The organism is Agromyces excoecariae, assembly GCF_051715505.1.
Taxonomy (GTDB): domain Bacteria; phylum Actinomycetota; class Actinomycetes; order Actinomycetales; family Microbacteriaceae; genus Agromyces.
In genome coordinates this window covers 39,853-64,298 of sequence record NZ_JBPSLA010000011.1, presented here as the reverse complement: position 1 = coordinate 64,298, position 24,446 = coordinate 39,853, and the positions used below count along the sequence as shown (strand labels likewise).

Genomic DNA, 24,446 nt, shown 5'->3' with positions numbered 1-24,446 from the left:
TCCGTTCGCAATCTCGCACGCGTAGCATTGCGGGATGCTCGAGGAGGAATACCAGGCGCGCCGAATCCTGCCGCGGCACCTGCGCACGCCCGAGGAGGCCGAAGCACCGTTCTCCTTCGAGATCCGTCCGGCACGTCCGGCCGACCTGCCGGCGGTGCGCGAGATCTACAACTACTACGTCGCGAACTCGACGGTGACCTTCGACGAGGACGCGATGTCGCTGCGCGAGTGGAAGCAGAAGTACGCCTACCTGCACCGCCTCGGCATGCCCTTCCTCGTCGCCGAGTCGCCCACCGGGCAACTGCTGGGCTACGCGCTCGTGTCGCCGTGGAAGCAGAAGCGCGCCTACCGGTACACGGTGGAGAACTCGATCTACCTCGGTCCTGCGGCATCCGGGAAGGGGCTCGGGAGGGCGCTGCTCGGCGCACTCATCGACGCGTCGAAGGAGGCCGGGCTGAAGGAGATGATCGCCGTCATCGCCGACCAGGGCGCCGATGCGTCGATCCGGCTGCACGAGAAGTTCGGGTTCCACGAGATCGGGCGCATGGGCCGGGTCGGCTTCAAGTTCGACCGCTGGCTCGGCACCGTGCTCCTGCAGAAGACCCTCAAGTAGCGGATGCCTCGGGCGGCGTCACTGCAGCAGCAGCTCGACCCCGCCGTACAGGGCCGGCAGCGCACACGCGACGAACAGCCCGGCCGCGCCGAACAGCGCCGGGTGCGAGAGTCCGACCACCAGCCTGCGCAGCGCGGGGCGACCGGCGAGCATGCCCTCGGGGGCGCCGGCGGGCGGTGCCGCGCGCCAGCCGCGCACGCGTGCCACGAACCACGCGCAGCGGATCACGAACGCCGCCCAGAGCAGCCCGACCACGGCCGGGACGATGACGAGCATGATGTCGAGGCCCACGCCGACGATGTCGTCCTCGCGGCCCTCGGCGGCGAGCTGGATGACCGCCGAGATCGCGGCGCCGACGACCACGGAGAGTCCCCAGGCGACGACCCCGACGACGAGCGCGAGGTACCTGACGAGGAAGTGGCCGAACACCGACGACATCTCGTCGAAGCGGCGACGGGGCGTGGCATGCAGCACGGTCACGGTCGCGGCGAGCGACGGCGCGACGAGGAGCGTGAGCAGGGCTCCGAGCAGCCAGCCCGGCCAGCCGGCGGCGATTCCGGCCACCGTCGCGATGCCGAGCGCGGTGCTCCAGGCGGCGCCCCATGCGAGCGGATGCCGCGCCACGGCACCGACGATGCGCGCGTCCGCCACCCCCGCCACGGGCGCCACTCTACCCGGCTGCCGCCCCGCGGCCGCGGTGCGTAGGCTCGGGTGGTGGCCGACCTGCACGAGGACCTGCACGAGTACACCGCGCTGGAGCTCCACCAGCTCCTGCAGCGCGGCGAGGTGACGCCGCTCGAGGCGACCGAGCACTACCTCGCCCGGATCGAGCGCCTCGATCCCGAGGTCGGCGCGTTCGCGCTGGTGACGCCCGATGCGGCGCGCGAGCGGGCCGGGCTCGTGCAGCGCGACATCGCCCGCGCTGCGCCGCTCTGGGGCATGCCGCTCGCCGACAAGGACCTGCATCCGCGCGCGGGCGTGGTCACGGCGTTCGGCTCGCGTGCGTTCGCGGGCGACGTGCCCGACGAGTCCGACGACCTCGTCAGGGACGTCGACGATGCCGGGGCCGTGAGCCTCGGCAAGACCGCGACGCCGGAGTTCGGCCTGCCGTCGTACACCGAGCCGCTCGCGGGCCGGGCCGCTCGCAACCCGTGGGACCTCTCGCTCGGGGCGGGCGGCTCGAGCGGCGGCGCCGCGGCGGCGGTCGCCGCCGGGCTGCTGCCGTTCGCACCCGGAAGCGACGGCGGGGGATCGGTGCGCATCCCCGCCGCGTCGTGCGGGCTCGTCGGCGTGAAGCCGTCGCGCGGGCGAGTCCCGTCGGGGTCGGGCATCGACCGGCTCGCCGGCCTCGGCGTGGTGGGCCCGTTGGCGCGCACGGTCGCCGACGCGGCCCTGCTGCTCGACGGCCTCATCGCGCCGCGGGGCTACCCGGCGCGGCATCCGTTCGCGCTGCGGGCCCCGGGTTCCGACGGTCCGTACCTCGGTGCCGCGATCCGCGGCGAGGGCCGGTTCCAGGTGGGCGTGCTGCCCGACACGCCGTGGGACGACTTCACCGACATCGGCGTCGACGCCGAGTCGCGCGCGGCGCTCGAGCGTGCGATCGCGCTCCTGGACGGGATGGGCCACGGCGTCGAGGAGCTGCCGCCGTCGCCCGAGCCCGGGTATCCGGGGGCGTTCCGCACGATCTGGCAGGCGGGCGCAGCGGGGATCGCGGTGCCGTCCGAGGCGGAGGAGCTGCTCGAGCCGCTCACCCGGTGGCTCGTCGGACGCGGTCGGGAGCGGACCGCGGGCGAGCTCGCCGAGGCGCTGGGCTGGCTCACGGGCTTCGAACGCAGGACCATCGCCCGCTTCGCGGCCTACGACGCGGTGCTCACGCCGGCGCTCGCCATGACCCCGCGCCCGGTCGGCTGGTACGACGCCGACGACGCGGAGGAGAACTTCGCCCAGCAGGTGCGGTTCACGCCGTACACCTCGTTCGTGAACGTCGCGGGGCTTCCCGCGCTCACGCTGCCGGTGCACGACACCGACGCCGGACTGCCCGTCGGCGTGCAGCTCATCGGCCGGCCCGGCGGCGAGGCGACGCTCTTCGCGCTGGCGGCGCAGCTCGAGCGGGCGGCGCGGCGCGGTCGGCGTCGCCCGCCGGTGTGGTGACGGATGCCCCATCCGCGCGATTCACCGGACGTCGTCGAGCCGTGATCGAGCGCTGATCGTCTCGAGAGGGCCGGGTTCCCGCAGGGGGCTCGGCCCTCCGTCGTCGTCGACGAGCCGCCGTTCGGAGCCGTGTCGACCGGAGCCGTGCCGGACGGTCGAGGGTCCGCCGGGACCGAGCGACCGAGGGGCGACGCCGTCTCAGTCCGCTCGCGACCGGGTTCGCCGGCGGGGCAGGTACCCGCCCGCCTCGAGCCCGGCCTCGATCTCGAACCGGTTGGTCAGCGGGTTCCGCCCCGACATCCAGTACAGGATCGGGAAGAGCAGTCCGTACTTCCGCCACTGCTCCCGGTGGACGACCTCGTGGCCGAGCACGGTGTCGGAGTGGTTCCGGTCGGTCAGGTAGCAGCCGCCGACGCAGGAGCCGCCGCGCCCGAACGTCCAGCGCGGCATCCCGCTGAAGACGATGAGCCCGCGGCGCACCTCGATGCGCCCCCGGCTCCACAGGAAGCCCCACACGACGCCGACCGTGGTCGCCCACCAGTAGCCTGCGAGGCTGATGGGGGAGTCGGTGAGGCGCACGCGCACCATCCGACTCACGCCGACACCTCCGGGCGGCCGTCGGCCTCGAGCAGCCGCAGCCAGACCTCGCTCAGGGTCGGGAACGCCGGGACGGCGTGCCACAGCCGCCGGACGGGCACCTCGCCGACGATCGCGATCGTCGCCTGGTGCACGAGCTCCGCGACATCCTGCCCCACGAACGTCGCGCCGATCACGACATCTCGCTCGTCGTCGATCACCAGTCGCGCGCGGCCCTCGTAGTCGTCGGCGAGGATGCCCGCGCCGCTCACGCTGGAGAACGCGACCTCGGGCGTGCGCACCGTGATCCCGCGTGCGGCGGCCCGGGCCGCGGTGAGGCCCACCGAGCCGACCTCGGGGTCGGCGAAGACGACGCTCGGCACGGCGACGGAGTCGGCGGTCGCGGTGTGCACTCCGTATCGGCCCGCATCCACGGGTCGGTCGAGGGCGCGAGCCGCGATCACGTCGCCGGCCGCGCGGCCCTGGTACTTGCCCTGGTGCGTGAACGAGGCGCGCCCCGTCACGTCGCCGACGGCGTACAGCCACGGCGCGCGTGCGCCATCGGCGGGATCGTCGCCGTCGCCGACGCCGCGGTCGGGGGCGGATGCCTCATCTGGGCGGACCACGGCGAGCGTGTCGTCGACCCGGATCGGCGACCCGGGCTCGAGGCCGACCGTCTCGACGCCGATCCCCGTCGACCGCGGGCGGCGGCCGGTCGCGACGAGGACCTCGTCGGCCGTGACCGTCCCGCCGTCGTCGAGTTCGATCACGACGGCACCCGACCCGTCCCGGCTCACCCGCGTCGGGCTCGCGCCCGGTCGGATCTCGACGCCGAGCGCACGCAGGCCGTCGGCGACGGCCTCGCCGGCGAAGGGCTCCATGCCGCCGAGGAGTCCGTGGCGCACGATCATCGTGGTCCGCGAGCCGAATCCCGCGTAGAGGGTCGCCATCTCCACCGCGACGACGCCGCCGCCGATGATCGCGAGGCGGTCGGGCACGCTCCTCGCCCCGGTCGCGTCCCGGCTGATCCACGGCCGCGCGTCCGCGAGACCGGGCACGTCGGGGACCACCGGCTCCGACCCGGTGCACACGGCGACCGCATGGCGTGCGAAGAGCACCTCGTCGGCGCCGCCGTCGGGCGGCGTGACGACGACCCGGCGCTCGCCGTCGAGTCGTCCGTGCCCGCGGACGAGGACGGCTCCGACGCTCTCCAGCCATGAGACCGCGTTGCGGTCGTCCCAGTCCGACACCCAGTAGTCGCGGCGAGCGAGCGCCTCGGCGACGTCGACGTCGCCCGTGACCGCGCCGGACGCACCGCGGACCCGACGCGCCGCCCGGAGCGCCGCACCGCTGCGGAGCAGCGTCTTCGACGGCACGCACGCCCAGTACGAGCATTCGCCGCCGACGAGCTCGTGCTCGACGACGGCCACCTCGAGGCCCGCGGCGCGGGCCCGATCCACGACGTTCTCTCCGACCGGCCCCGCACCGAGGACGACGAGGTCGAACTCCCTGGCCATGCGCGCTCCCTCCTCGGGCCGGAGGACGCGCCGACCGGCCACCACGCCAGCCTAGGGAGCGGACGCCGTGGAGGCGAGGATCAGGGGCGACCGTTCAGGATGCGCCGGACGAGAGGGCCCCGATCAGTCGGAGGATCGTGGGCAGGTCGTCGAGGGCCGTCTCGGCGGAGGACGGCGCGAAGCCCGCGATCGACGCTCCCGCGAGCGGGATCCGGGCGACGACGGTCCGCACCAGCGCGACCAGCTCGTCAGGGTCGGCGCCGAACGGCAGAGGATACGACAGCCCGGCGAGCGCAGACGGATCAAGCACGTCGAGGTCGACGTGGACGTACACCCGCGAGGCGCCGGTGGCGACGATCGCGTCGACGACCGCCTCGGGCTCGCCGAACCGGTCGACGCCGACGATCGCGATCCCGTGCTCGTCGATGAACTCCTGCTCACCGGGGTCGAGCGCCCGCACGCCGCCGAGTACGAGCCGTGTCGGCGCGATCCGCTCGTCCTCCGCGAGCGCGAGCCCGTCGGCGCCCTCGCCCGTGATGGCCCGCAGCACCATGCCGTTGAACGCGCCCGAGGGGCTCGTCTCCGGGGAGTTGAGGTCGGGGTGGGCGTCCAGCCAGAGGACCGAGAGCGATCCGGGGTCACCGGCGGTCGCGGTCGCGACGGACGCCAGTGCGATGCCGCAGTCGCCCCCGATCGCGATCGGCGTGCGCCCGAGCCCCTGCATCGCCTCGCGCATGCGGTCGCCGACCCGGCGCAGGGCGCTGTAGCGGTGCACCCCCGTGCCGAGCGCGTCTCCGGCCTCGACGGGCACGTCGACCACGACGGTCGCGGCTGAGGGCAGGTCTCCGCTGATGGCGTGCGCACCGTCGGCGTGGCTCATCGCGCGCGCGGAGACGGAGCCCTGCCATTCGGGGACGACGACGAAGGCGGCCGGCATGGTTCCCAGTATGTGCCTCGCGGCATCCCCGCGCGAGCGCCCTGCCAGTCGACGAACAGCCGCCGGCGCCTCGTCACGTGGCGGACGCCGTCAGTCCTGGTCGGGAAACCGCACGAGGCCGGCCTGGACGGCGATGCCGACGGAGGCCACGGCCATGAAGCCGAGCCCGAGGAGCGAGGCGACGGTGGTCGAGGCGACGACCGCGATGGCGCTGAGGCCGAGCAGCGCGAGCGTCGCCCACCACACCCACCGCTTGCGGGTGAGCCCGGTCGCGAGGGCTGCCGCGACGAGCAGGGCGAGCCGCCCCCAGAGGTCGAGCGGGGTGAGGACCGGCGACGTGGACGTCGACAGGAGCGCGCCGACCACGAGCAGGAGGGCCCAGGTCGCGAACAGGCGCCGGCTGAACGGACGGAACGGGACGGGGCGGCGTAACCCGCCCGCCGGATGCTCCACGACGATGCGCCCGGTGCGATCCGCGCCCGCGCCCGCGCCCGTGCCGGTCCGCGCCTCCGAGAGCAACCGGTACGCGCGCGCCACCTCGATGAAGCGTGCGCTCGCATCGCGCAGGTCGGACTCGGGCGCTCCGACGTAGCGGTCGGGGTGCAACTCGCGAGCCAGGCGGCGGTACGCCCGGTCGAGCTCCGCCTGCCCGGCGTCGGGCTCGACGCCGAGCACGCGCGCCGCCTCGTCGGGGGTCATGCTCGGCACCTCCCTCGTGAGCGGAGAACGGACGCGTGCCCTGACGCCGGCGCCGGTCGTGTCTCGGATGCCGCGGGGCCGCCGTCCGTGCGGCGGCGCCCCGCGGCATCCGCCCCGGTCAGGAGCCGGAGATCTGGCCCTGGGCGCCGCCGGTCTTCAGCGCGGCGAGCCGCGCCTCGACCTCGGTCAACTCGCCGAGGTCTTCGAGCTCGTTGAACTGCGCGTCGATGCTCGAGGCGGCGAGCTCGGCCTGGCCGCGCGCCTTCGCCTCCTCGCGGCGCACCTTGTCCTCGAAGCGGCCGAGCTCGCTCGTCGGGTCGAGGATGTCGATCGACTTCACGGCTTCGTGCACCTGCTGCTGCGCCGCGGCCGTCTTCGACCGGGCGATGAGCTCGCTGCGCTTGTTCTTCAGTTCGACGAGCTTCTGCTTCATGCCGTTGAGCCCGGCCTTGAGCTTCTCCACGACCTCGGTCTGGGCGGCGATCTGCGGCTCGGCCGCGCGCGCCTCGTTCTCGGACGAGATCTGGCGGCTCAGGGCGACCTTGGCGAGGTTGTCGAACTTGTCGGCACCCGCCGTGTCGCCCGCGGTGCGGAGTTCGTCGGCCTTCCGGCTCGCGGCGAGCGCCTTGTCGCCCCACTCGCGCGCGGCGTTCACGTCCTCGCGGTGGTCGTCCTCGAGCAACCGCAGGTTGCCGATCGTCTCGGCGATCGCGGCCTCGGCGTCGGCGATCGAGTTCGTGAAGTCGCGGACCATCTGGTCGAGCATGACCTCGGGGTCCTCGGCCTGGTCGATGAGGGCGTTGACGTTGGCTCGCAGGAGCTGCGAGATTCGCCCGAAGATGGACTGCTTGGTCATCGGTGTGTCCTTCCGTGTGGTGATCGAACGGGGTCGTACTGGTCGAAGCGGCGCGTCAGAAGCGGCCCCCGCTCCCGCGCCTCGAGCGCGTCGCGGATCCGCCGAAGCTGCCGGGAGCGCGTCGGCCGCCGCCGAGCCCACCGAGCCCGCCGGAGACGCCGCCTCCGCCGAATCCGCCGCCGCGGCGCCCGCCGCCGAGCATCGAGTCGATGAGGATGCCCCCGAGGACCGCCCCGAAGACGTCGCCGCCGCTCCCGCCGCGCCCCGACGGGACTCCGGCTCCGTACCCGGCGCCGAAGCCGCCGACGTCCTGCTGCGCGAGCGACATCGCCTGGCCGGCGAGTCCCTCGGCGCGCTGCGCCGCGGCGAGTGCCCGGGCCGCATCGGTCGCCGCGAGCGACTGCGCCTCGACCACGAGCCGCCCCGCCTCGGCGAGACGCGTGCGTGCCTCGGCGCCGATCGCGCCGCGACGTGCGACCAGGTAGTCCTCTGCGGCCTGCACGCGCGACCGCGCGGCGAGGAGGGTGCGATCGAGCTCTGCGCGTGCGCGCTGCGCCTGCACCGCTGCGTCGCGCGCGCCCTGGATCGCGGCGTCGATCTCGCGGTTCACGGCGTCGAGGCGTGCTGCGAGCTCGACCGGCGAGCGCCCGGGGCGGCCGAGGTCGGCGCGCAGTGCGCTCGCCTCGGCTTCGACGCGGTCGGCGAGCCCGGCGAGGTCGGCCTCGGGCATTCCGCGGGCCGTCCGGACGTCGGCGTCGAGGTCGTCGACCCCCGCGGCGACGGCACGGTCGCCGTCGCCGAGGTCGGCCGCCAGGCGCTCGACCGCGGCGGTGAGGAGCCGGGCCTGGTCGGCGGCCTCCTCCGCAGCGCGGATGTCCACGGCGGCGGCGCCGTTCTCGCCGCGCGCGATCGCCGAGGAGGCCTCGGCGGCCGAGTCGCGGGCGAACGCGATGCGCGTGCGCGCCTGCTCGGGATTGTCGACCGCAGCGGCGAGCGCCGCAGGCGCGTACTGGGCAGCCAGGGCCTGCAGCCGCGCGGAGGCGGGACCGATCGCGGATTCGGCATCGCGGATCGCGTCCTCCACGCGCCGGAGCGCGGCGGGTGCGTTCTGCTCGAGCGCACGCAGGGCGTCGAAGCGCTCGGCCTGCGCGTCGAGCAGCGCCTCCGCCTCCCCGGTCAGGCGGAGGATGCCCGTGTACCACTCGCGCTGCTGCGGCTCGGTGTCGGGCTCGTGGTCGTCGAGTCGCTGCTGGAGGCCGAAGGCCTCGCGCACCTTCGACGTCGCCGTGGCGAGCGCGGTGCGGAAGTCGGCGACCGCCTCCTCGCCGAACGAGGCGACCGCGAAGCCGAGCTCCTCCTCGCTGGTCTTCAGGGCGTCATCGGCGGCGATCAGCGCGCCGCCGGCCTGCCGATGCAGTTCCCCGACCGGAATCGCGGGTGGCCCCTGCGCCGGTGCTGCGCCGCGCCGCGCGCGCCTCCGGGCGAGCACGATCGCCAGCACGATCGCCGCCGCCACGACGAGGACGAGTAGCAGGATCCACAGCCAGCCGAGTCCGCCGCCCTGCGCGCCACCTCCGCCGATCGCCTCCGCGGCGGCGAGGGCGGCGGCCGCCCAGTCGCCGTCGCGCAGGTGCGGCTCGACGACCTGCACCGCGATGCGATCGACCTCGTCGGCCGAGAGCGAGGCGTCCTCGGCGGCGGACAACTGGTACGCCCGCCCGTCGATCGCGACGGCGAGCAGGTAGTCCTCGCTGCCCATGTTGTTGTCGTTGGCGGTCTCGGTCGCCCAGGACCCCGCGTCGGCGGGATCGTCGAACTCGCTGACGTACGCCACGAACAGCTGGCGACCGGTCTCGTCGGCCGCTTCCCGGATCGCCGCCTCGACCTCCGCCGCCTCGTCGGCCGTCAGCGCACCGACCGTGTCGACGATCGGGCTCGCGCCGAACTCGACGGGCTGCTCGGCGTTCGCGACCGCGGGGATCTGGAGCAGCGTCGATGCGATCAGGACGGCGAACGCGATCGAACCCCTCCGAACCGACCGCATGCGACAGTGCCCTTCCCCTCGGAGCCGATGTGTGGAGTCTATTGGGGCGCTCCGACGAGCGTCCACGACTCCGAGCGGACGCTCAGCAGCCCGGCGATCACGGGCGACGCAGCACGGCAGGGGAGGCTGCGCGCCCGGAAACGGAACGAGCCCGGACCCTCAGCTGGCTGAGTGGACCGGGCTCTTCACGACGTGCCCCCGGAGGGATTCGAACCCCCGACCTACGGTACCGGAAACCGGCGCTCTATCCCCTGAGCTACGGAGGCGCACAGCAGGAAACACTACCACCTGCGCGGTTCCCCGGCGCACGTCCGGGGACCCGTCGATACTCAGCCCGCGACGTTCGCGAGGACGTCGGCGACGAGGCCCTGTGCGTCGCCGGGCTCGAACAGCGCGGCCGACTCGATCACGATCCAGTACCCGTTCGAGAACACCTGCGCCTGGCCGACCTCGCCGGACTGGCGGAAGAATCCCTCGACGTCGGGCGGAGTGCCGTACGTCGGCACCGGGTTCGAATGCATCGCGGCGTCGCCGACCTGCAGCTCGTACGCGTGCTCGGGGAGCGTGGCCACTCCCACTTCGATGACCTCCCCGCTCGTCTGGTTGCTCCAGCCGCATGCGGTGCCGGACGCGGCGACCACGTCCCGGACCGTCTCGGAGGAGGGGGAGAAGTCGGGCGCGGTCCCGTAGTTCGGGTTGAACTCGTAGACCTGGTCGGGAGTGAGCATGGCGTCGCAGGCGATGTCGAAGGGGATCGGCTCCTCCGTCGGCTCGGGCTCGGCGCTCGGGTCGGACGGCGCGGTCGCCGCAGCGGAGCCCGTCGCCGCGGGCGGCTCGCTCGTCTCGGAGGGCGACGCGCCGGGGTCGGTGCAGGCCGACAGGAGGAGTGCCAGCGCGGACGCCCCGGCGAACGCGAGCGTGACCGGGCGGAGGCGGAGGCGGGAGTCGTTCGGGCGCGGCATGCGGGAAACGATAGCAACGGCGCCCGGTAGGATCTTCGAGTGACTCCCGCCGACCTCTCGCGTGCCCTGTACGACCTCGTCATCGCCCTGGTCGCGCGACGACGCGAGGCCGGTGCCGAGGTCGAGTTGCGCCTCTCGCCGGATGCGGTCACGCTCGAGCGTCCGAAGCTGCGCGAGCACGGCGACTGGGCGTCGAGCATCGCCCTGCGCATCGCCAAGCCGCTCGGCGCGAGCCCCCGGGAGATCGCGACCGAGCTCGCTGCGGGCCTCGCCGAGGTCGACGGCGTCGCGAGCGCCGAGGTCGCCGGCCCGGGCTTCATCAACATCCGGCTGGATGCCGCGGCCGCGGGCGCGCTCGCGAAGGTCATCGTCGACGCGGGCACGGCGTACGGACGCGGCGACTCGCTCGCCGGCCGGGTGGTCAACCTCGAGTTCGTCTCGGCGAACCCGACCGGGCCGCTTCATATCGGCCACACGCGGTGGGCCGCGCTCGGCGACTCGATCGGGCGCGTGCTCCGTGCTGCGGGCGCGCAGGTCGCGAACGAGTACTACATCAACGACGCGGGCAACCAGATGGACAACTTCGGGGCCTCGGTCATCGCGGCCGCGAAGGGCGAGCCGACGCCCGAGAACGGCTACCCGGGGCAGTACATCGCCGACCTCGCCGCGCGCGTGCTCGAGCGCGAGCCGCACCTGCTCGAACTCGACGACGAGGTCGCGCTGCACACCGCGCGCGAGATCGCGTACGAGCTGCAGCTCGGCGAGATCCGCGCCTCGCTCGAGCGCTTCAACGTCCACTTCGACGTCTGGACGAGCGAGCGCGCCCTGCACGCGAAGGACGACGACGGCGTCTCGGCGATCGATGCCGCGGTCGAGCGCCTGCGGGCCCAGGGCCACGTGTTCGACGAGGACGGCGCGGTCTGGGTCCGCACGACCGACTTCGGCGACGACAAGGACCGCGTCATCCGCCGCGCCAACGGCGTCTACACCTACTTCGCCGCGGATGCCGCCTACTACCTCGACAAGGGCGACCGCGGGTTCGAGCACAAGGTCTACCTCCTCGGCGCCGACCACCACGGCTACGTGCACCGCCTGAAGGCGCTCGCGGGCGCCGCGGGCGACGACCCCGAGCGCGACATCGAGGTGCTCATCGGACAGCTCGTCTCGATCAACGGCGCGAAGCTCTCCAAGCGCGCAGGCAACATCATCGAGCTCGACGACCTGCAGGCCTGGCTCGGCACCGACGCCCTCCGCTACACGCTCGCCCGCTACCCGGCCGACTCGCCGCTCGCGATCGACCCCGAGCAGCTGCGTCGTCGCACGAACGACAACCCCGTCTTCTACGTGCAGTACGCCCACGCCCGCACCTCGGCCGTGGCGCGCAACGCCCACGCCTCCGGCGTGGACCGCTCCGCGTTCGCGCCGGAACTGCTCGAGCACGAGACGGAGTCGGCGCTGCTGGGCGCCCTGCAGGAGTTCCCCCGCATCGTGGCGCAGGCCGCCGAGCTGCGCGAGCCGCACCGCATCGCGCGCTACATCGAGGAGCTCGCGGGCCTGTACCACCGCTGGTACGACAACTGCCGCGTGCTTCCGCTCGGCGACGAGCCGATCGGCGACCTGCACCGCACGCGCCTCTGGCTGAACGACGCGACGGGCCAGGTCATCCGCAACGGCCTCGACCTGCTCGGCGTGTCGGCGCCGGAGCGCATGTAGCCTCGCCCGCATGACCTCGCGCGATGCCGAGACCGTGCCCGTCCGACCGCTGGGCGGGGCGGATCCCGCGCCGCGCCGTTCCCGCCGCGGTGCGCGCGCCGTGATCGGCGTGCTGGTGCTCGTCGCGGTGGTCGCCGCGCTGCTGGTCCTGGTCGAGACCGTCGGCCGCGCCATCGCCGAGCGGAACGTCGCCGACTCGATCGAGCAGTCGCTGCCCGAGGGCGTCGAGGGCGAGGTCGAGGTCGACATCCGCGGGTTCTCCGCGCTGTGGCAGGCGATGACCGGCCGGATGGACGAGATGGTCGCCACCGCGCCCGACCTCGTCGTGAACGGCGTCCCGGTCGACGTGACCGTCACCGCGTACGGCGTCCCGCTCGCCGAGGGCGGCACGCTCGAGCGGGGGGAGGTCGAGGCGTCGATCGACGGCGACGCCGTCGACGAGATCGCCGCGTCGCAGGGGATCACCGGTGGTCTGACGCTCGGCGAGGGCACGGTGGCCTACGAGGACGAGACCACCTTCCTCGGCATCCCGATCGGCTTCTCGATCACGGCCGAGCCCGAGGCGGCGGGCGACCGCGTGCTGCTCCGACCCGTCGCGGCCGACATCAGCGCCGGCGGCGGGAGCTTCGACGCATCGGGCCTCGTCGACCGCATCCTCGGCGGCGACCCGGTCCCGATCTGCGTCGCCGATCGCCTGCCCGAGGGTGTCCAGGTCTCCGGCATCGACGTCGAGCCCGACCTCGTGACCGTGCGCCTCGAGGCGAGCGGGCTCCCGCTCGCCGAGGAGACCCTCGCGACCACCGGCACCTGCGGCTGACGTCCGTCCCCGCGACGCCGGCACGCCGTCGCGACGACGGCGACGCCCGGTGTCGTCGCCGATTCGGCCACCGCGCCGGGCGTCGGTAGACTCGCCGGTACGCCGCCCCACAAGGGCGGTCCGCACCGAGGCTTCAGGAACCGATCCGGGTTCGCTCGCCGTCCGAGCGATCCGTCGTTCCATCGTCCGTGAGGGTTCCCCGTGTCTTCCAGCGCATCCGTCCCCGCGCTGCGCGGCGCGCCCGCGGATCCGAACGCCCTCGACCCGAAGGTGTGGCCCGAGGGCGCGCATCGCGACGAGGCCGGTCGACTGGTCGTCGGCGGCATCGACGCCGAGGCCCTCGCCGAACGCTTCGGCACCCCGCTCTACGTGGTCGACGAGGGGGTCGCGCGCTCGCGCGCCGCGCGCACGCGCGCCGCGTTCGAACGGGCCGCGGCATCCGTCGGCACCTCGGTGACGGTCTACTACGCCGGCAAGGCGTTCCTCTCGGGCGCGGTCGTTCGCTGGATGACCGACGAGGGGCTCGCGATCGACGTCGCGACCGGTGGCGAGCTCGCGGTCGCGCTGGCCGCCGGCGCCGACCCCGCCCGCATCGGCTTCCACGGCAACAACAAGTCCGCGCGCGAGATCGAGCGCGCCGTCGCCGCAGGCGTCGGCACGATCATCATCGACAGCGAGGTCGAGGTGCTCCGGGTGGCGGATGCCGCCTCCCGCGCCGGCCGCGTGCAGCGCGTGCGCCTCAGGGTCAACTCCGGCGTGCACGCGTCGACGCACGAGTTCCTCGCGACCGCGCACGAGGACCAGAAGTTCGGGATCGCACTGCCGGACGCCGGGCGCATCGTCGCCGACATCCGCTCCCACGCCTCGCTCGACTTCGTCGGCCTGCACTGCCACATCGGCTCGCAGATCTTCGACGACGGGGGCTTCGCCGAGTCGGCCGAGCGGCTGCTCGCCGTCCACGCCGAGCTGTCGGCGGTCGCGCCGGTCCCCGAGCTGAACCTCGGCGGCGGCTTCGGCATCGCCTACACCGAGGCCGACGAGCCCGCCCCGATCGAGCAGATCGCCGACGGCATCGCGCGCGCGGTCGCCCGGGCGTGCGAGCGGTTCGGCGTGCCGGTGCCCCGACTCGCGTTCGAGCCGGGCCGCTCGATCATCGGCCCGGCGGGCATCACGCTCTACACGGTCGGCACGGTGAAGCCCGTGCCCACCGACGAGGGATGGCGCCACTACGTCTCGGTCGACGGCGGCATGAGCGACAACATCCGCACCGCGATGTACGGCGCCGACTACACGGTGCGCCTCGCGTCGCGCGTCTCCGCCGATCCGGCCTCGCTCGTGCGTGTGGTCGGCAAGCACTGCGAGTCCGGCGACGTCGTCGTCGACCACGACTGGCTGCCGCACGACGTCGCCCCGGGCGACCTCGTCGCGGTCGCCGCGACCGGCGCGTACTGCTGGTCGCTCGCGTCGAACTACAACCACGTGCCACGACCGCCGGTCGTGGCCGTCTCCGGCGGCATCGCACGCGTGATCGTGCGCGGCGAGACCGAGGAGGATCTCCTCGCTCGCGACGCCGGACTCTCCGACCACGACGATGACGCACACGGAGTCACCGCATGATCGAATACCGTTCCATCCGCGTGGCGCTGCTCGGCGCCGGCTCGGTCGGCTCCCAGGTCGCCCGACTCCTGCTCGAGCAGGGCGACGAGCTGGCCAATCGCATCGGTGCGAGGATCGAGCTCGTCGGCATCGCCGTCCGCGACGTCGATGCGCCGCGCGACGCCGCGCTGCCGCGGGAGCTCCTGACGACCGACGCCGAGTCGCTGATCCTGGGCGCCGACATCGTGATCGAGCTCATGGGCGGGCTCGAGCCCGCCCGGACGCTCATCCTCAAGGCGATCTCCTCGGGGGCCGACGTCGTGTCGGGAAACAAGGCGCTCCTGGCCACCCACGGTCCCGAGCTCTTCGCCGCGGCCGAGCAGGTCGGCGCGCAGCTGTCCTACGAGGCGGCGGTCGGCGGCGCCATCCCGATCATCCGGCCGCTGCGCGACAGCCTCGCCGGCGATCGCATCGACCGGATCCTCGGCATCGTCAACGGCACGACGAACTTCATCCTCGACCGCATGGACACGACGGGCGCCTCGCTCGAGGATGCGCTCGCGACGGCCACCGAGCTCGGCTACGCCGAGGCCGACCCGACGGCCGACATCGGCGGCTACGACGCCGCGCAGAAGGCCGCGATCCTCGCGAGCCTCGCCTTCCACACGAGCGTGCCGGTCGACCGGGTGCACCGGGAGGGCATCACGGGCGTCACCGCGGCCCAGGTCGAGTCGGCCAAGCGCGCCGGCTACGTCGTGAAGCTCCTCGCGATCTGCGAGCGCCTCGCCGACCCCGAGACGGGGGAGGAGGGCGTGTCCGCGCGCGTCTACCCGGCGATGGTGCACCGGAGCCATCCGCTCGCCGCCGTGCACGGGGCGAACAACGCCGTCTTCGTCGAGGCAGCCGCCGCCGGTCCGCTCATGTTCTACGGCGCGGGCGCCGGCGGCGTGCAGACGGCCTCGGCCGTGCTGGGAGACCTGGTGGCGATCGCGCGCCGCCACGTGCTCGGCGGACCGGGCACCGCGGAGTCGACCCACGCCGAGCTGCCCGTGCTCGAGATCGGCCGAATCACCACCCGCTACGCGATCACGCTCGAGGCGGCCGACCAGCCGGGCGTGCTCGCGACGATCGCCCACGTGTTCGCCGACCACGGCGTCTCCGTCGGCGAGCTCGAGCAGACCATCAACGACGAGAACGGCCGGGCTACGCTGGTGATCGGCACCCACGAGGCGCGCGAGTCCGCGCTCGCCGAGACGGTGCGGGCACTCGCCGACAGCCCCGTCGTGACCTCGGTCGCATCCGTCATCCGAGTCGAAGGAGCAGAGTGAACCACCAGGCAACGAAGGCGCCGTCGCGTCAGTGGCGCGGCGTCATCCGGGAGTACGCCGACCGCCTCGACGTGACCGACGCCACCCCGATCGTGACCCTCGGCGAGGGCGGCACGCCGCTCCTGCCCGCACCCGCGCTCTCGCGCCGCACCGGCGCCGACGTCTGGGTCAAGTTCGAGGGCATGAACCCGACCGGATCGTTCAAGGACCGCGGCATGACGATGGCCGTGACGAAGGCGGTCGAGCGCGGCGCCGAGGTCGTGATCTGCGCCTCGACCGGCAATACGTCTGCCTCGGCCGCGGCCTACGCCACGCACGCGGGCATCAAGGCCGCGGTGCTCGTGCCCGAGGGCAAGATCGCGATGGGCAAGCTCAGCCAGGCGATCGCGCACGACGCGCAGCTCATCCAGATCCAGGGCAACTTCGACGACTGCCTCGACATCGCACGCGACCTCGCCGAGAACTACCCGGTGCACCTCGTCAACTCGGTCAACAACGACCGCATCGAGGGGCAGAAGACGGCCGCGTTCGAGGTCGTCGAGGTGCTGGGCGATGCGCCCGACCTGCACTTCATTCCGGTCGGCAACGCAGGCAACTACACCGCCTACACGCGCGGCTACCGCGAGGACATCGAGGCGGGCAACGCCACGAAGCTGCCGCGCATGTTCGGGTTCCAGGCCGCCGGGTCGGCGCCGCTCGTGCTCGGCGAGCCGGTGCGCAATCCCGAGACCATCGCGAGCGCCATCCGCATCGGCAACCCCGCCTCGTGGCACCTCGCGCTCGAGGCGCGCGCTCTCACCGACGGGTACTTCGGCGCGATCGAGGACGACAAGATCCTCGAGGCCCAGCGGATCCTCTCGGCCGAGGTCGGCATCTTCGTCGAGCCGGCGTCCGCGATCAGCGTCGCCGGCCTGCTCGAGCGGGCCGCGGCGGGTGAGGTGCCGGCCGGTGCGAAGGTCGTGCTGACCGTCACCGGGCACGGACTCAAGGACCCGCAGTGGGCGCTGCGCCGGCCCGACGGCTCCGAGGTCGCACCGACGGTCGTCCCCGCGGACGTGGCGCACGTCGCCGAGGTGCTGGGGCTCGGCGCATGAGCGCCGCCGCCTCGGCGGAGGCGACGCCCGCGTCGGCCGGCACCCTCCTCGGGCGGAGGGTCCACGTCAAGGTGCCCGCGACGTCGGCGAACCTCGGACCGGGGTTCGACACGCTCGGCCTCGCGCTGGCGCGCTACGACGAGCTCGAGGTCGAGGTCGTCGGGTCCGGACTCGAGATCGAGGTGCACGGCGTCGGCGAGGGCGAGGTGCCGCTCGACGAGACGCACCTCGTCGTGCGTGCGATGGCGCACACCTTCGCGCGATACGGGCGCGAACTCCCTCCGATCAGGCTCGTCGCGCACAACTCCATCCCGCACGGTCGCGGCCTTGGATCCTCGGGTGCGGCCATCGTGGCGGGCGTGATGGCCGCGAAGGGCCTCCTGGAGCCCGAGGTCGAGATCTCGCCCGACGGGCTGCTCGAGCTCGCGACCGAGCTCGAGGGCCACCCCGACAACGTCGCGCCCGCGCTCTTCGGCGGTCTGACGATCGCATGGGTCACGCCCGATGGGCCTCGCCACAAGAAGCTCATGGTGCACCGCGGCGTGTCGCCGCTCGTGCTCGTGCCCGAGCACGAGATGTCGACCGCCCTCGCGCGCAGCCTCCAGCCGCAGTCGGTGCCCCACGAGGACGCGGTGTTCAACGTCTCGCGCTCGGCGCTGCTCGTGGCGGCGCTGATCCAGAGTCCCGAGCTGCTGCTCGCCGCCACCGAGGACAAGCTCCACCAGCGCTATCGCGCCGAGGCGATGCCGGAGACCGATCGGCTCATCCGGCGCCTGCGCGAGGCGGGGCACCCCGCGGTCGTCTCGGGGGCCGGGCCGTCGATCCTGGTGCTGGCCAGCGACCCGAGCGAGCGAGCGGATGCCGCGCGCCTCGTGGAGGAGACGGCCGACACCGCCTGGCAGGCCCTCCCGCTCGCGGTCGACTTCCTCGGCGCGACGGTGACTCCGGCCGACGACGACTGACCTGCGACCCGGCCCGAACGCCGTCGGGACGCACCGTCGACGGCGTGGCGCGTGGTCCGACCGCCGAGCGCCGGGTGCTAGACTGGAGCCCGCACCCGGCAGTCGCTGCACCACTCGCGTCCCCGCCGTTCGGTGCGATTCCCGGCATCCCATGCTTTCGCCATCGCGCAGATCTGCGCCTCGTGCGCACGTCTGCGACGTGCCGCGACCAGCTCTCCTCGGCCAACCCCAAACGCCTGGCCAGGGGAAAGGAAAAATCCCAGTGACCAACGGAACCGACCACGCCGAGCGCGTGGACGCCGCTCGCCTGTCGACCATGAAGGTCGCCGAGCTCCAGGAGCTCGCGTCATCGCTCGGCATCGCCGGCGCGTCGAAGCGCCGAAAAGGAGAACTCGTGGAGTTGATCTCCGCCCACACCGACGGCGTCGCGGCCGTCGCGGCCGACGACGTCGTCGAGCCCGTCGCCGCGCCCGCCGAGGCCGAAGCTCCCGTCGACGCGCCCGCGCCGGCCGACGACGCGCCCGCCGCCGCCGAGGCGCCCGAGGTGCAGGCCGCCGAGGCGCAGGCCGCCGAGGCGCCCGCGGCCGAGCCGGTCCGTCGTGGCCGCCAGCCGCGTCGCGCCACGAGCGCCACGGCCGCTGCGGCCCACGCGAACGCCGGAGCGACCGGCGTCGAGCTCGTGCCCTCCGACGCGCAGGCCGACGAGAAGCCCGCAGCCGGTTCGTCCGACGACGAGGCCCGCGAGGCCGCGCGTGCCGCCGTTCGCGAGCAGCTCGCCGCGGCGACGGCCGGGGGCCGGAAGGGCGAGGCCGGCGAGGGCCAGGCCGAGGACCAGTCCGAGGGCGACGGCAAGGCCGACCAGCCCGCGCAGGAACAGCGGCAGGGCCGGAGCCGCAACCGGGGTCGCCGCGGCGGCGCCGACCGCGGCGAGGGCCAGAAGGCCGACCAGCCGCAGGGCGGACGCCATGCCGACGAGCAGGCCGACGGCGACAAGGGCCGTCAGGCCGACTCCGACAAGGGTCGTCAGGGCGGCGAGGCCGAGAAGGCCAAGCAGGACCAGCAGGGCGGTCGCGGCCAGCAGGGCCAGCAGGGCCGCGGCGACCAGCAGCAGGCCGACGGTGAAGGCGGCGGCCGGCGCAACCGGTACCGCGACCGAAAGCGCCGTGGCCAGGGCCAGGGCGACGAGATCGAGCCCGAGATCCTCGACGACGACGTGCTGATCCCGATCGCCGGCATCCTCGACGTGCTCGACAACTACGCGTTCGTCCGCACGACGGGCTACCTGCCCGGTCCGAGCGACGTGTACGTCTCGCTCGGCCAGGTGAAGAAGTACCACCTGCGCAAGGGCGACGCGGTCGTCGGCTCGATCAAGCAGCCCCGCGAGGGCGAGGGCAGCAGCCGCCAGAAGTACAACGCGCTCGTGAAGATCGACTCGATCAACGGGCAGACGGCCGACGAGGCCGCCGCACGCGTCGACTTCCAGAAGCTCACCCCGCTCTACCCGCAGGACCGCCTGCGTCTCGAGACCGAGCCGACCAAGCTGACCCAGCGCATCATCGACCTCGTCGCGCCGATCGGCAAGGGCCAGCGCGGCCTGATCGTCGCGCCGCCCAAGGCCGGCAAGACGATCGTGCTGCAGCAGATCGCGAACGCGATCGCCATCAACAACCCCGAGGTCCACCTCATGGTCGTGCTCGTCGACGAGCGTCCCGAAGAGGTCACCGACATGCAGCGCACGGTCAAGGGCGAGGTCATCGCCTCGACCTTCGACCGGCCGGCGGAGGACCACACGACCGTCGCCGAGCTCGCGATCGAGCGTGCGAAGCGACTCGTCGAGCTCGGTCACGACGTGGTCGTGCTCCTCGACTCGATCACGCGCCTCGGCCGCGCCTACAACCTCGCCGCACCCGCTTCGGGCCGGGTGCTGTCGGGCGGCGTGGACGCCTCGGCGCTGTACCCGCCGAAGCGGTTCTTCGGTGCGGCGCGCAACATCGAGAACGGCGGCTCGCTGACCATCCTCGCCACCGCGCTCGTCGAGACCGGATCGAAGATGGACGAGGTGATCTTCGAGGAGTTCAAGGGCACCGGCAACTCCGAGCTGCGACTCTCGCGCCACCTCGCCGACAAGCGGATCTTCCCCGCCGTCGACGTGAACGCGTCGTCGACGCGTCGCGAGGAGATGCTGCTCTCGCCCGACGAGGTGAAGATCACGTGGAAGCTCCGTCGCGCCCTCGCCGGCCTCGAGCCGCAGCAGGCCCTGGAGGCCGTGCTCGGACGCCTTCGCGAGACGCAGTCGAACACCGAGTTCCTCCTGCTCATGCAGAAGTCGGCTCCGGTGGGCGGCAACGGCAACGGGCACGGGCACGAGTCCGACCACCGCTGATCGATGTTCGAGTCCGTCCAGGCACTGATCGCCGAGCACGCGTCGCTCCAGGAGGAACTGGCCGATCCGGCGCTGCACGCCGATGCGGCGCGAGCGAAGCGCGTGAACCGGCGCTACGCCGAGCTCAGCCGCATCGTCGCCGCGCACGACGGATGGCGGCAGGCGCAGGAGGACCTCGAGGCGGCGCGTGAGCTCGCCAAGGAGGACGAGGCGTTCGCCGAGGAGGTGCCCGGGCTCGAGGAGCACCTCGCGGAGTCCCAGGAGAAGCTCCGGCGCCTGCTGATCCCGCGCGACCCCGACGACGGCCGCGACGTGATCATGGAGATCAAGGGCGGCGAGGGCGGCGCCGAGAGCGCCCTCTTCGCGGCCGACCTGCTGCGCATGTACATCCAGTACGCACAGTCCAAGGGGTGGAAGACCGAGCTCCTGGAGCGCGACGAGTCCGATCTCGGCGGCTACAAGAACGTGCAGGTCGCGATCAAGTCGAACGCCTCCGATCCGTCGCAGGGCGTCTGGGCGCACCTGAAGTACGAGGGCGGCGTGCACCGAGTTCAGCGGGTGCCCGTGACCGAGACGCAGGGCCGCATCCACACCTCGACGACCGGCGTGCTCGTCTTCCCCGAGGTGGATGAGCCTGAAGAGGTCGAGATCAACCAGAACGACCTCAAGATCGACGTCTACCGGTCGTCCGGGCCCGGCGGCCAGTCGGTGAACACGACCGACTCCGCCGTGCGGATCACGCACGTGCCGACCGGCATCGTCGTGGCCATGCAGAACGAGAAGTCGCAGCTGCAGAACCGCGAGGCCGCGATGCGCGTGCTGCGTGCGCGCCTGCTCGCACGCCAGCAGGAGGAGCTCGCGGCGGCCGCATCCGATGCGCGCAAGTCGCAGATCCGGTCGATGGACCGCTCCGAGCGCATCCGGACGTACAACTTCCCCGAGAACCGCATCGCCGACCACCGGACGGGCTACAAGGCGTACAACCTCGACCAGGTCATGAACGGCGCACTCGAGCCGATCATCGACTCGGCGATCCACGCCGACGAGGAGGCACGGCTCGCCGACCTCGGCGACCAGTGACCGAGCTCTCCATCCGGCCCTTCGCCGACGGCGACTGGCCAGCGGTGCTCGCGATCATCGACGAGGTCGTCGGCGAGGGCGAGACGTACGCCTATCCGACGCCGCTCTCGGCCGACGAGGCCCGTGCGCTCTGGATCGAGACGCCGCCCGGGCTCACGGTGGTGGCCGAACGCGAGGGTCGGATCGTCGGCACCGCGAAGATGGGACCGAACCGCCCCGGGCACGGCGACCACATCGGTACCGCGTCGTTCATGGTCGCGGGCGAAGCGCGCGGCGAGGGCGTCGGACGCCGACTCGCCGAGTGGGTCGTCGACTGGCACCGACGCGAGGGCTTCGAGGGCATCCAGTTCAACGCGGTCGTCGCGTCGAACGAGGCCGCGGTCGCCCTGTGGCGCTCGGTCGGGTTCGAGGTCATCGGCACGGTCCCCGGCGTGTTCCGTTCGCCGCGACACGGCCGCGTCGGGCTGCACGTCATGTTCCTGCCGCTCTGAGCGGGTTCCTGCCGCTCTGAGCGGGTTCCTGCCGCCGTGAGCGGCGACGACGAGTGGCCGATGCCGCGGCATCCGCCTCGTCCGCCTCAGATGTGGAAGTCGACGTGCCAGTCGTGCATGCCGCGCGCCGCATCCGCGGTGGCGGGCGACAAGGGCTTGGCGACCGCCGGGATGCCGACGAGCAGCGAGTGCGGGGGAGCGCTCCTCGTCACGACGGCGTTCGCACCGATGGCGCTTCCGGCGCCGATCTCGATGTCGCCGAGGACCTTCGCCCCGGCGCCGACCGTCACCCCGTCGCCCAGCGTCGGGTGGCGCTTGGACCCGCGGGGCGCACCGCGCGGTGCCTTCCCGCCGAGCGTGACGCCGTGGTAGAGCATGACGTCGTCGCCGACGACCGCGGTCTCGCCGATCACCACGCCCATGCCGTGGTCGATGAAGAACCGCCGCCCGATCGTCGCGCCCGGATGGATCTCGATGCCGGTGAGGAAGCGCACGAGCTGCGACACCACGCGGGCGGGCAGCCGGAGCAGCGGCACCCGCCACAAGCGGTGCGCGAGCCGGTGCGCCCAGATCGCGTGCAGGCCCGAATAGGCCAGGACGATCTCGATGCGGCTGCGGGCGGCGGGGTCGTGGGATCGTGCCGTCGCGATGTCTTCCCTGAGGCGGCCGAGGATTCCCACTCGTCAAGTCAACCAGATCGCCCGGGGCGACTAGTCGATCAGGTCCTCGTAGAGCACCGTCGACAGGTATCGCTCGCCGTAGCTGGCGACGATCACGACGATGGTCTTGCCGGCGTTCTCGGGCCGCTGGGCGAGCTTGGTGGCCGCGTGGACGGTGGCGCCCGAGGAGATTCCGCCGAGGATGCCCTCCTCGACGCCGAGGCGGCGTGCGGTCGCGACGGCCTGGTCGATGTTCACGTCGATGATCTCGTCGTAGACGTCGCGATCGAGGATGGCGGGCACGAAGTTCGCGCCGATGCCCTGGATCTTGTGGGGGCCGGGCTGGCCGCCGTTCAGGATCGGCGACTCGAGCGGCTCGACGCCGACGATCTGCACCTCGGGCTTGCGCTCCTTCAGTATCTGGCCCACGCCCGAGAGCGTGCCGCCCGTGCCGATGCCCGACACGAAGATGTCGACGCCGCCGTCGGTGTCGTTCCACACCTCCTCGGCCGTGGTGCGGCGGTGGATGTCGACGTTCGCCTGGTTCTCGAACTGGCGGGCGAGCACGGCACCGGGGGTCTCGGCGGCGATCTGCTCGGCGCGCGCGACCGCGCCCTTCATGCCCTCCGAGCCCGGCGTGAGCACGAGTTCGGCGCCGTAGGCGCGGAGCAGCGCGCGGCGCTCCTTCGACATCGTCTCGGGCATGGCGATGACGACCCGGTAGCCGCGCGCGGCGCCGATCATCGCCAGCGCGATGCCGGTGTTGCCGCTCGTGCCCTCGACGATGGTGCCGCCGGGCTGCAGCTCGCCCGACGCCTCCGCGGCGTCGACGATGCCGATGCCGAGGCGGTCCTTGACGCTGGCCGAGGGGTTGTAGAACTCGAGCTTCGCGAGCACGGTGGCGCCCGCGCCATCCGTCACGCGGTTCAGCTTCACGAGCGGGGTGCGCCCGAAGACGTCGGTGATGTTCTCGTAGACCTGGGCCATGATCTCGTTCCCTCTCGTGACGGCGGCGTCCTGCTGCCGGCACCAGCATACGGAGGGCGGCAGCACGCCGGGAGTGGGTTACATTCCATTGCGTGAATGCGACGCCCGACGAGCCGGAATCCCGCCCCCTCCGCGAGGTGCGCGACGAGACGGTGCGCACCCTTCGAGCGGCCGGCATCGCCGACGCCGAGGTCGACGCCGACCTGCTGATCGGGCATGTGCTCGGGCTCTCCCGCGGCGGAGTGCACGCGCGCCTCGTGATCGGCGACCGGCTGTCGACGACGGATGCCGCCGCGCTCGCCCGGCTCGTCGAGCGCCGCGCCCGGCGCGAGCCGTTGCAGCACCTAACCGGGCGCGCCGCGTTCCGATCGCTCGAGCTCGCCGTCGGACCAGGTGTGTTCGTCCCGCGCCCGGAGACGGAGCTGCTCGCGCAACTCGCCATCGATGCGCTGCGGGCCGCGGCCGGACCCGAGCCGATCGGCCTCGACCTGGGCTCGGGAAGCGGCGCGATCGCGCTCTCGATGGCCACGGAGGTGCCGCACGCGCGGGTCTGGGCCGTCGAGAACTCGCCCGAGGCGTTCCCGTGGACGAGGCGCAACGTCGACGAGGTCGCGGCCCCCAACCTCGAGTTGGTGTTCGGCGACCTCTCCGAGGCGCTCCCCGAACTCGACGGTCGCGCGGCCGTGGTCGCGTCGAACCCGCCGTACATCCCCGACGATGCGATCCCGCGCGACCCGGAGGTGCGCCTGCACGACCCGGAGCGCGCCCTGTACGGCGGGCCGGACGGGCTCGAGGTCGTGCGCGTGCTCTCGCGGCGCGCACGCGAACTGCTGCACCCCGGCGGCGCGCTGCTCATCGAGCACGGCGAGACGCAGGCGGCCGACATCGCCGCGATCCTCGAGGCCGACGGATGGCACGCCATCGCGCACCACCGGGACCTCACCGGGCGCGACCGGGTGACGACCGCGCGTCGCTGAGCCC

General features: G+C 73.1%; 22 protein-coding genes and 1 tRNA gene. 12 read left to right on the top strand and 11 right to left on the bottom strand.

The features are described 5' to 3' along the window. Positions 1-34 precede the first annotated feature (34 nt). Positions 35-613 (top strand): GNAT family N-acetyltransferase, encoded by a 579-nt coding sequence (locus ACSJD1_RS10570; RefSeq protein ID WP_438855267.1) that lies wholly within the window; start codon positions 35-37, stop codon positions 611-613. An 18-nt stretch (positions 614-631) separates the two neighbouring features. Here ACSJD1_RS10570 and ACSJD1_RS10565 read toward each other — a convergent pair whose 3' ends face one another. Continuing rightward, positions 632-1,273 (bottom strand): hypothetical protein, encoded by a 642-nt coding sequence (locus tag ACSJD1_RS10565; RefSeq protein ID WP_438855266.1) that lies wholly within the window; start codon positions 1,271-1,273, stop codon positions 632-634. 54 nt (positions 1,274-1,327) lie between these two features. On the opposite strand from ACSJD1_RS10565, the gene ACSJD1_RS10560 reads away from it, so the two are divergent. Further along, positions 1,328-2,764 (top strand): amidase, encoded by a 1,437-nt coding sequence (locus ACSJD1_RS10560; protein WP_438855265.1) that lies wholly within the window; start codon positions 1,328-1,330, stop codon positions 2,762-2,764. Between the two features lie 198 nt (positions 2,765-2,962). Here ACSJD1_RS10560 and ACSJD1_RS10555 read toward each other — a convergent pair whose 3' ends face one another. The 8 genes from ACSJD1_RS10555 to ACSJD1_RS10520 all read right to left on the bottom strand — a co-directional run bounded on the left by ACSJD1_RS10555 (position 2,963) and on the right by ACSJD1_RS10520 (position 10,355). Next, entirely contained in the window at positions 2,963-3,352 is a 390-nt protein-coding gene (locus ACSJD1_RS10555; protein WP_438855488.1) for a Fe-S oxidoreductase, read from the bottom strand. A 5-nt stretch (positions 3,353-3,357) separates the two neighbouring features. After that, positions 3,358-4,857, bottom strand: a complete 1,500-nt coding sequence (locus ACSJD1_RS10550; protein ID WP_438855264.1) for a dihydrolipoyl dehydrogenase family protein — start codon at positions 4,855-4,857, stop codon at positions 3,358-3,360. A 94-nt stretch (positions 4,858-4,951) separates the two neighbouring features. Next, on the bottom strand, positions 4,952-5,794 hold the full coding sequence (locus tag ACSJD1_RS10545; protein WP_438855263.1) for an arginase family protein: 843 nt from the start codon (positions 5,792-5,794) through the stop codon (positions 4,952-4,954). 90 nt (positions 5,795-5,884) lie between these two features. Beyond that, complete coding sequence (locus tag ACSJD1_RS10540) at positions 5,885-6,493, bottom strand: J domain-containing protein (RefSeq protein ID WP_438855262.1); 609 nt, start codon at positions 6,491-6,493, stop codon at positions 5,885-5,887. 118 nt (positions 6,494-6,611) lie between these two features. After that, a complete protein-coding gene (locus ACSJD1_RS10535; protein WP_438855261.1) occupies positions 6,612-7,349 on the bottom strand; it encodes a PspA/IM30 family protein in 738 nt (245 codons plus the stop codon). A gap of 55 nt (positions 7,350-7,404) precedes the next feature. After that, on the bottom strand, positions 7,405-9,393 hold the full coding sequence (locus ACSJD1_RS10530) for a TPM domain-containing protein (RefSeq protein ID WP_438855260.1): 1,989 nt from the start codon (positions 9,391-9,393) through the stop codon (positions 7,405-7,407). Between the two features lie 193 nt (positions 9,394-9,586). Continuing rightward, a tRNA-Arg gene (locus ACSJD1_RS10525) sits at positions 9,587-9,659 on the bottom strand. Between the two features lie 63 nt (positions 9,660-9,722). Further along, positions 9,723-10,355: an iron ABC transporter ATP-binding protein gene (locus tag ACSJD1_RS10520; protein ID WP_438855259.1), complete on the bottom strand. Its 633-nt coding sequence runs from the start codon at positions 10,353-10,355 to the stop codon at positions 9,723-9,725. A 39-nt stretch (positions 10,356-10,394) separates the two neighbouring features. Here ACSJD1_RS10520 and ACSJD1_RS10515 point away from each other — a divergent pair, with 39 nt between their 5' ends. The 9 genes from ACSJD1_RS10515 to ACSJD1_RS10475 all read left to right on the top strand — a co-directional run bounded on the left by ACSJD1_RS10515 (position 10,395) and on the right by ACSJD1_RS10475 (position 21,819). Further along, the gene (locus ACSJD1_RS10515) at positions 10,395-12,068 is read left to right on the top strand and encodes an arginine--tRNA ligase (protein WP_438855258.1); all 1,674 of its coding nucleotides are present in this window, start codon (positions 10,395-10,397) and stop codon (positions 12,066-12,068) included. A 10-nt stretch (positions 12,069-12,078) separates the two neighbouring features. Further along, positions 12,079-12,885, top strand: coding sequence for an LmeA family phospholipid-binding protein (locus tag ACSJD1_RS10510; RefSeq protein ID WP_438855257.1), 807 nt, complete (start codon positions 12,079-12,081; stop codon positions 12,883-12,885). A 201-nt stretch (positions 12,886-13,086) separates the two neighbouring features. After that, positions 13,087-14,502: a diaminopimelate decarboxylase gene (lysA, locus tag ACSJD1_RS10505; RefSeq protein ID WP_438855256.1), complete on the top strand. Its 1,416-nt coding sequence runs from the start codon at positions 13,087-13,089 to the stop codon at positions 14,500-14,502. Continuing rightward, a complete protein-coding gene (locus tag ACSJD1_RS10500; protein ID WP_155051871.1) occupies positions 14,499-15,809 on the top strand; it encodes a homoserine dehydrogenase in 1,311 nt (436 codons plus the stop codon). Before lysA ends, ACSJD1_RS10500 begins: the two co-directional genes overlap by 4 nt. After that, positions 15,806-16,903, top strand: coding sequence for a threonine synthase (gene thrC, locus ACSJD1_RS10495; protein ID WP_438855255.1), 1,098 nt, complete (start codon positions 15,806-15,808; stop codon positions 16,901-16,903). The genes ACSJD1_RS10500 and thrC overlap by 4 nt, the downstream gene beginning before the upstream one ends. Further along, positions 16,900-17,865: a homoserine kinase gene (gene thrB, locus ACSJD1_RS10490; protein WP_438855254.1), complete on the top strand. Its 966-nt coding sequence runs from the start codon at positions 16,900-16,902 to the stop codon at positions 17,863-17,865. Before thrC ends, thrB begins: the two co-directional genes overlap by 4 nt. A gap of 151 nt (positions 17,866-18,016) precedes the next feature. Then, the gene (rho, locus tag ACSJD1_RS10485; protein WP_438855253.1) at positions 18,017-20,248 is read left to right on the top strand and encodes a transcription termination factor Rho; all 2,232 of its coding nucleotides are present in this window, start codon (positions 18,017-18,019) and stop codon (positions 20,246-20,248) included. A gap of 3 nt (positions 20,249-20,251) precedes the next feature. After that, positions 20,252-21,328 carry a peptide chain release factor 1 gene (prfA, locus tag ACSJD1_RS10480; protein ID WP_438855252.1) on the top strand — a complete coding sequence of 359 codons (1,077 nt, stop codon included), beginning with the start codon at positions 20,252-20,254 and terminating at the stop codon, positions 21,326-21,328. Then, entirely contained in the window at positions 21,325-21,819 is a 495-nt protein-coding gene (locus tag ACSJD1_RS10475) for a GNAT family N-acetyltransferase (protein ID WP_438855251.1), read from the top strand. The genes prfA and ACSJD1_RS10475 overlap by 4 nt, the downstream gene beginning before the upstream one ends. A gap of 86 nt (positions 21,820-21,905) precedes the next feature. On the opposite strand, the gene epsC is transcribed toward ACSJD1_RS10475, so the two are convergent. Further along, complete coding sequence (gene epsC / locus ACSJD1_RS10470; RefSeq protein ID WP_438855250.1) at positions 21,906-22,499, bottom strand: serine O-acetyltransferase EpsC; 594 nt, start codon at positions 22,497-22,499, stop codon at positions 21,906-21,908. A gap of 30 nt (positions 22,500-22,529) precedes the next feature. Beyond that, on the bottom strand, positions 22,530-23,465 hold the full coding sequence (gene cysK / locus ACSJD1_RS10465) for a cysteine synthase A (protein WP_438855249.1): 936 nt from the start codon (positions 23,463-23,465) through the stop codon (positions 22,530-22,532). A 137-nt stretch (positions 23,466-23,602) separates the two neighbouring features. Here cysK and prmC point away from each other — a divergent pair, with 137 nt between their 5' ends. Then, entirely contained in the window at positions 23,603-24,442 is an 840-nt protein-coding gene (prmC, locus tag ACSJD1_RS10460) for a peptide chain release factor N(5)-glutamine methyltransferase (protein ID WP_438855487.1), read from the top strand. Positions 24,443-24,446: the final 4 nt, after the last annotated feature.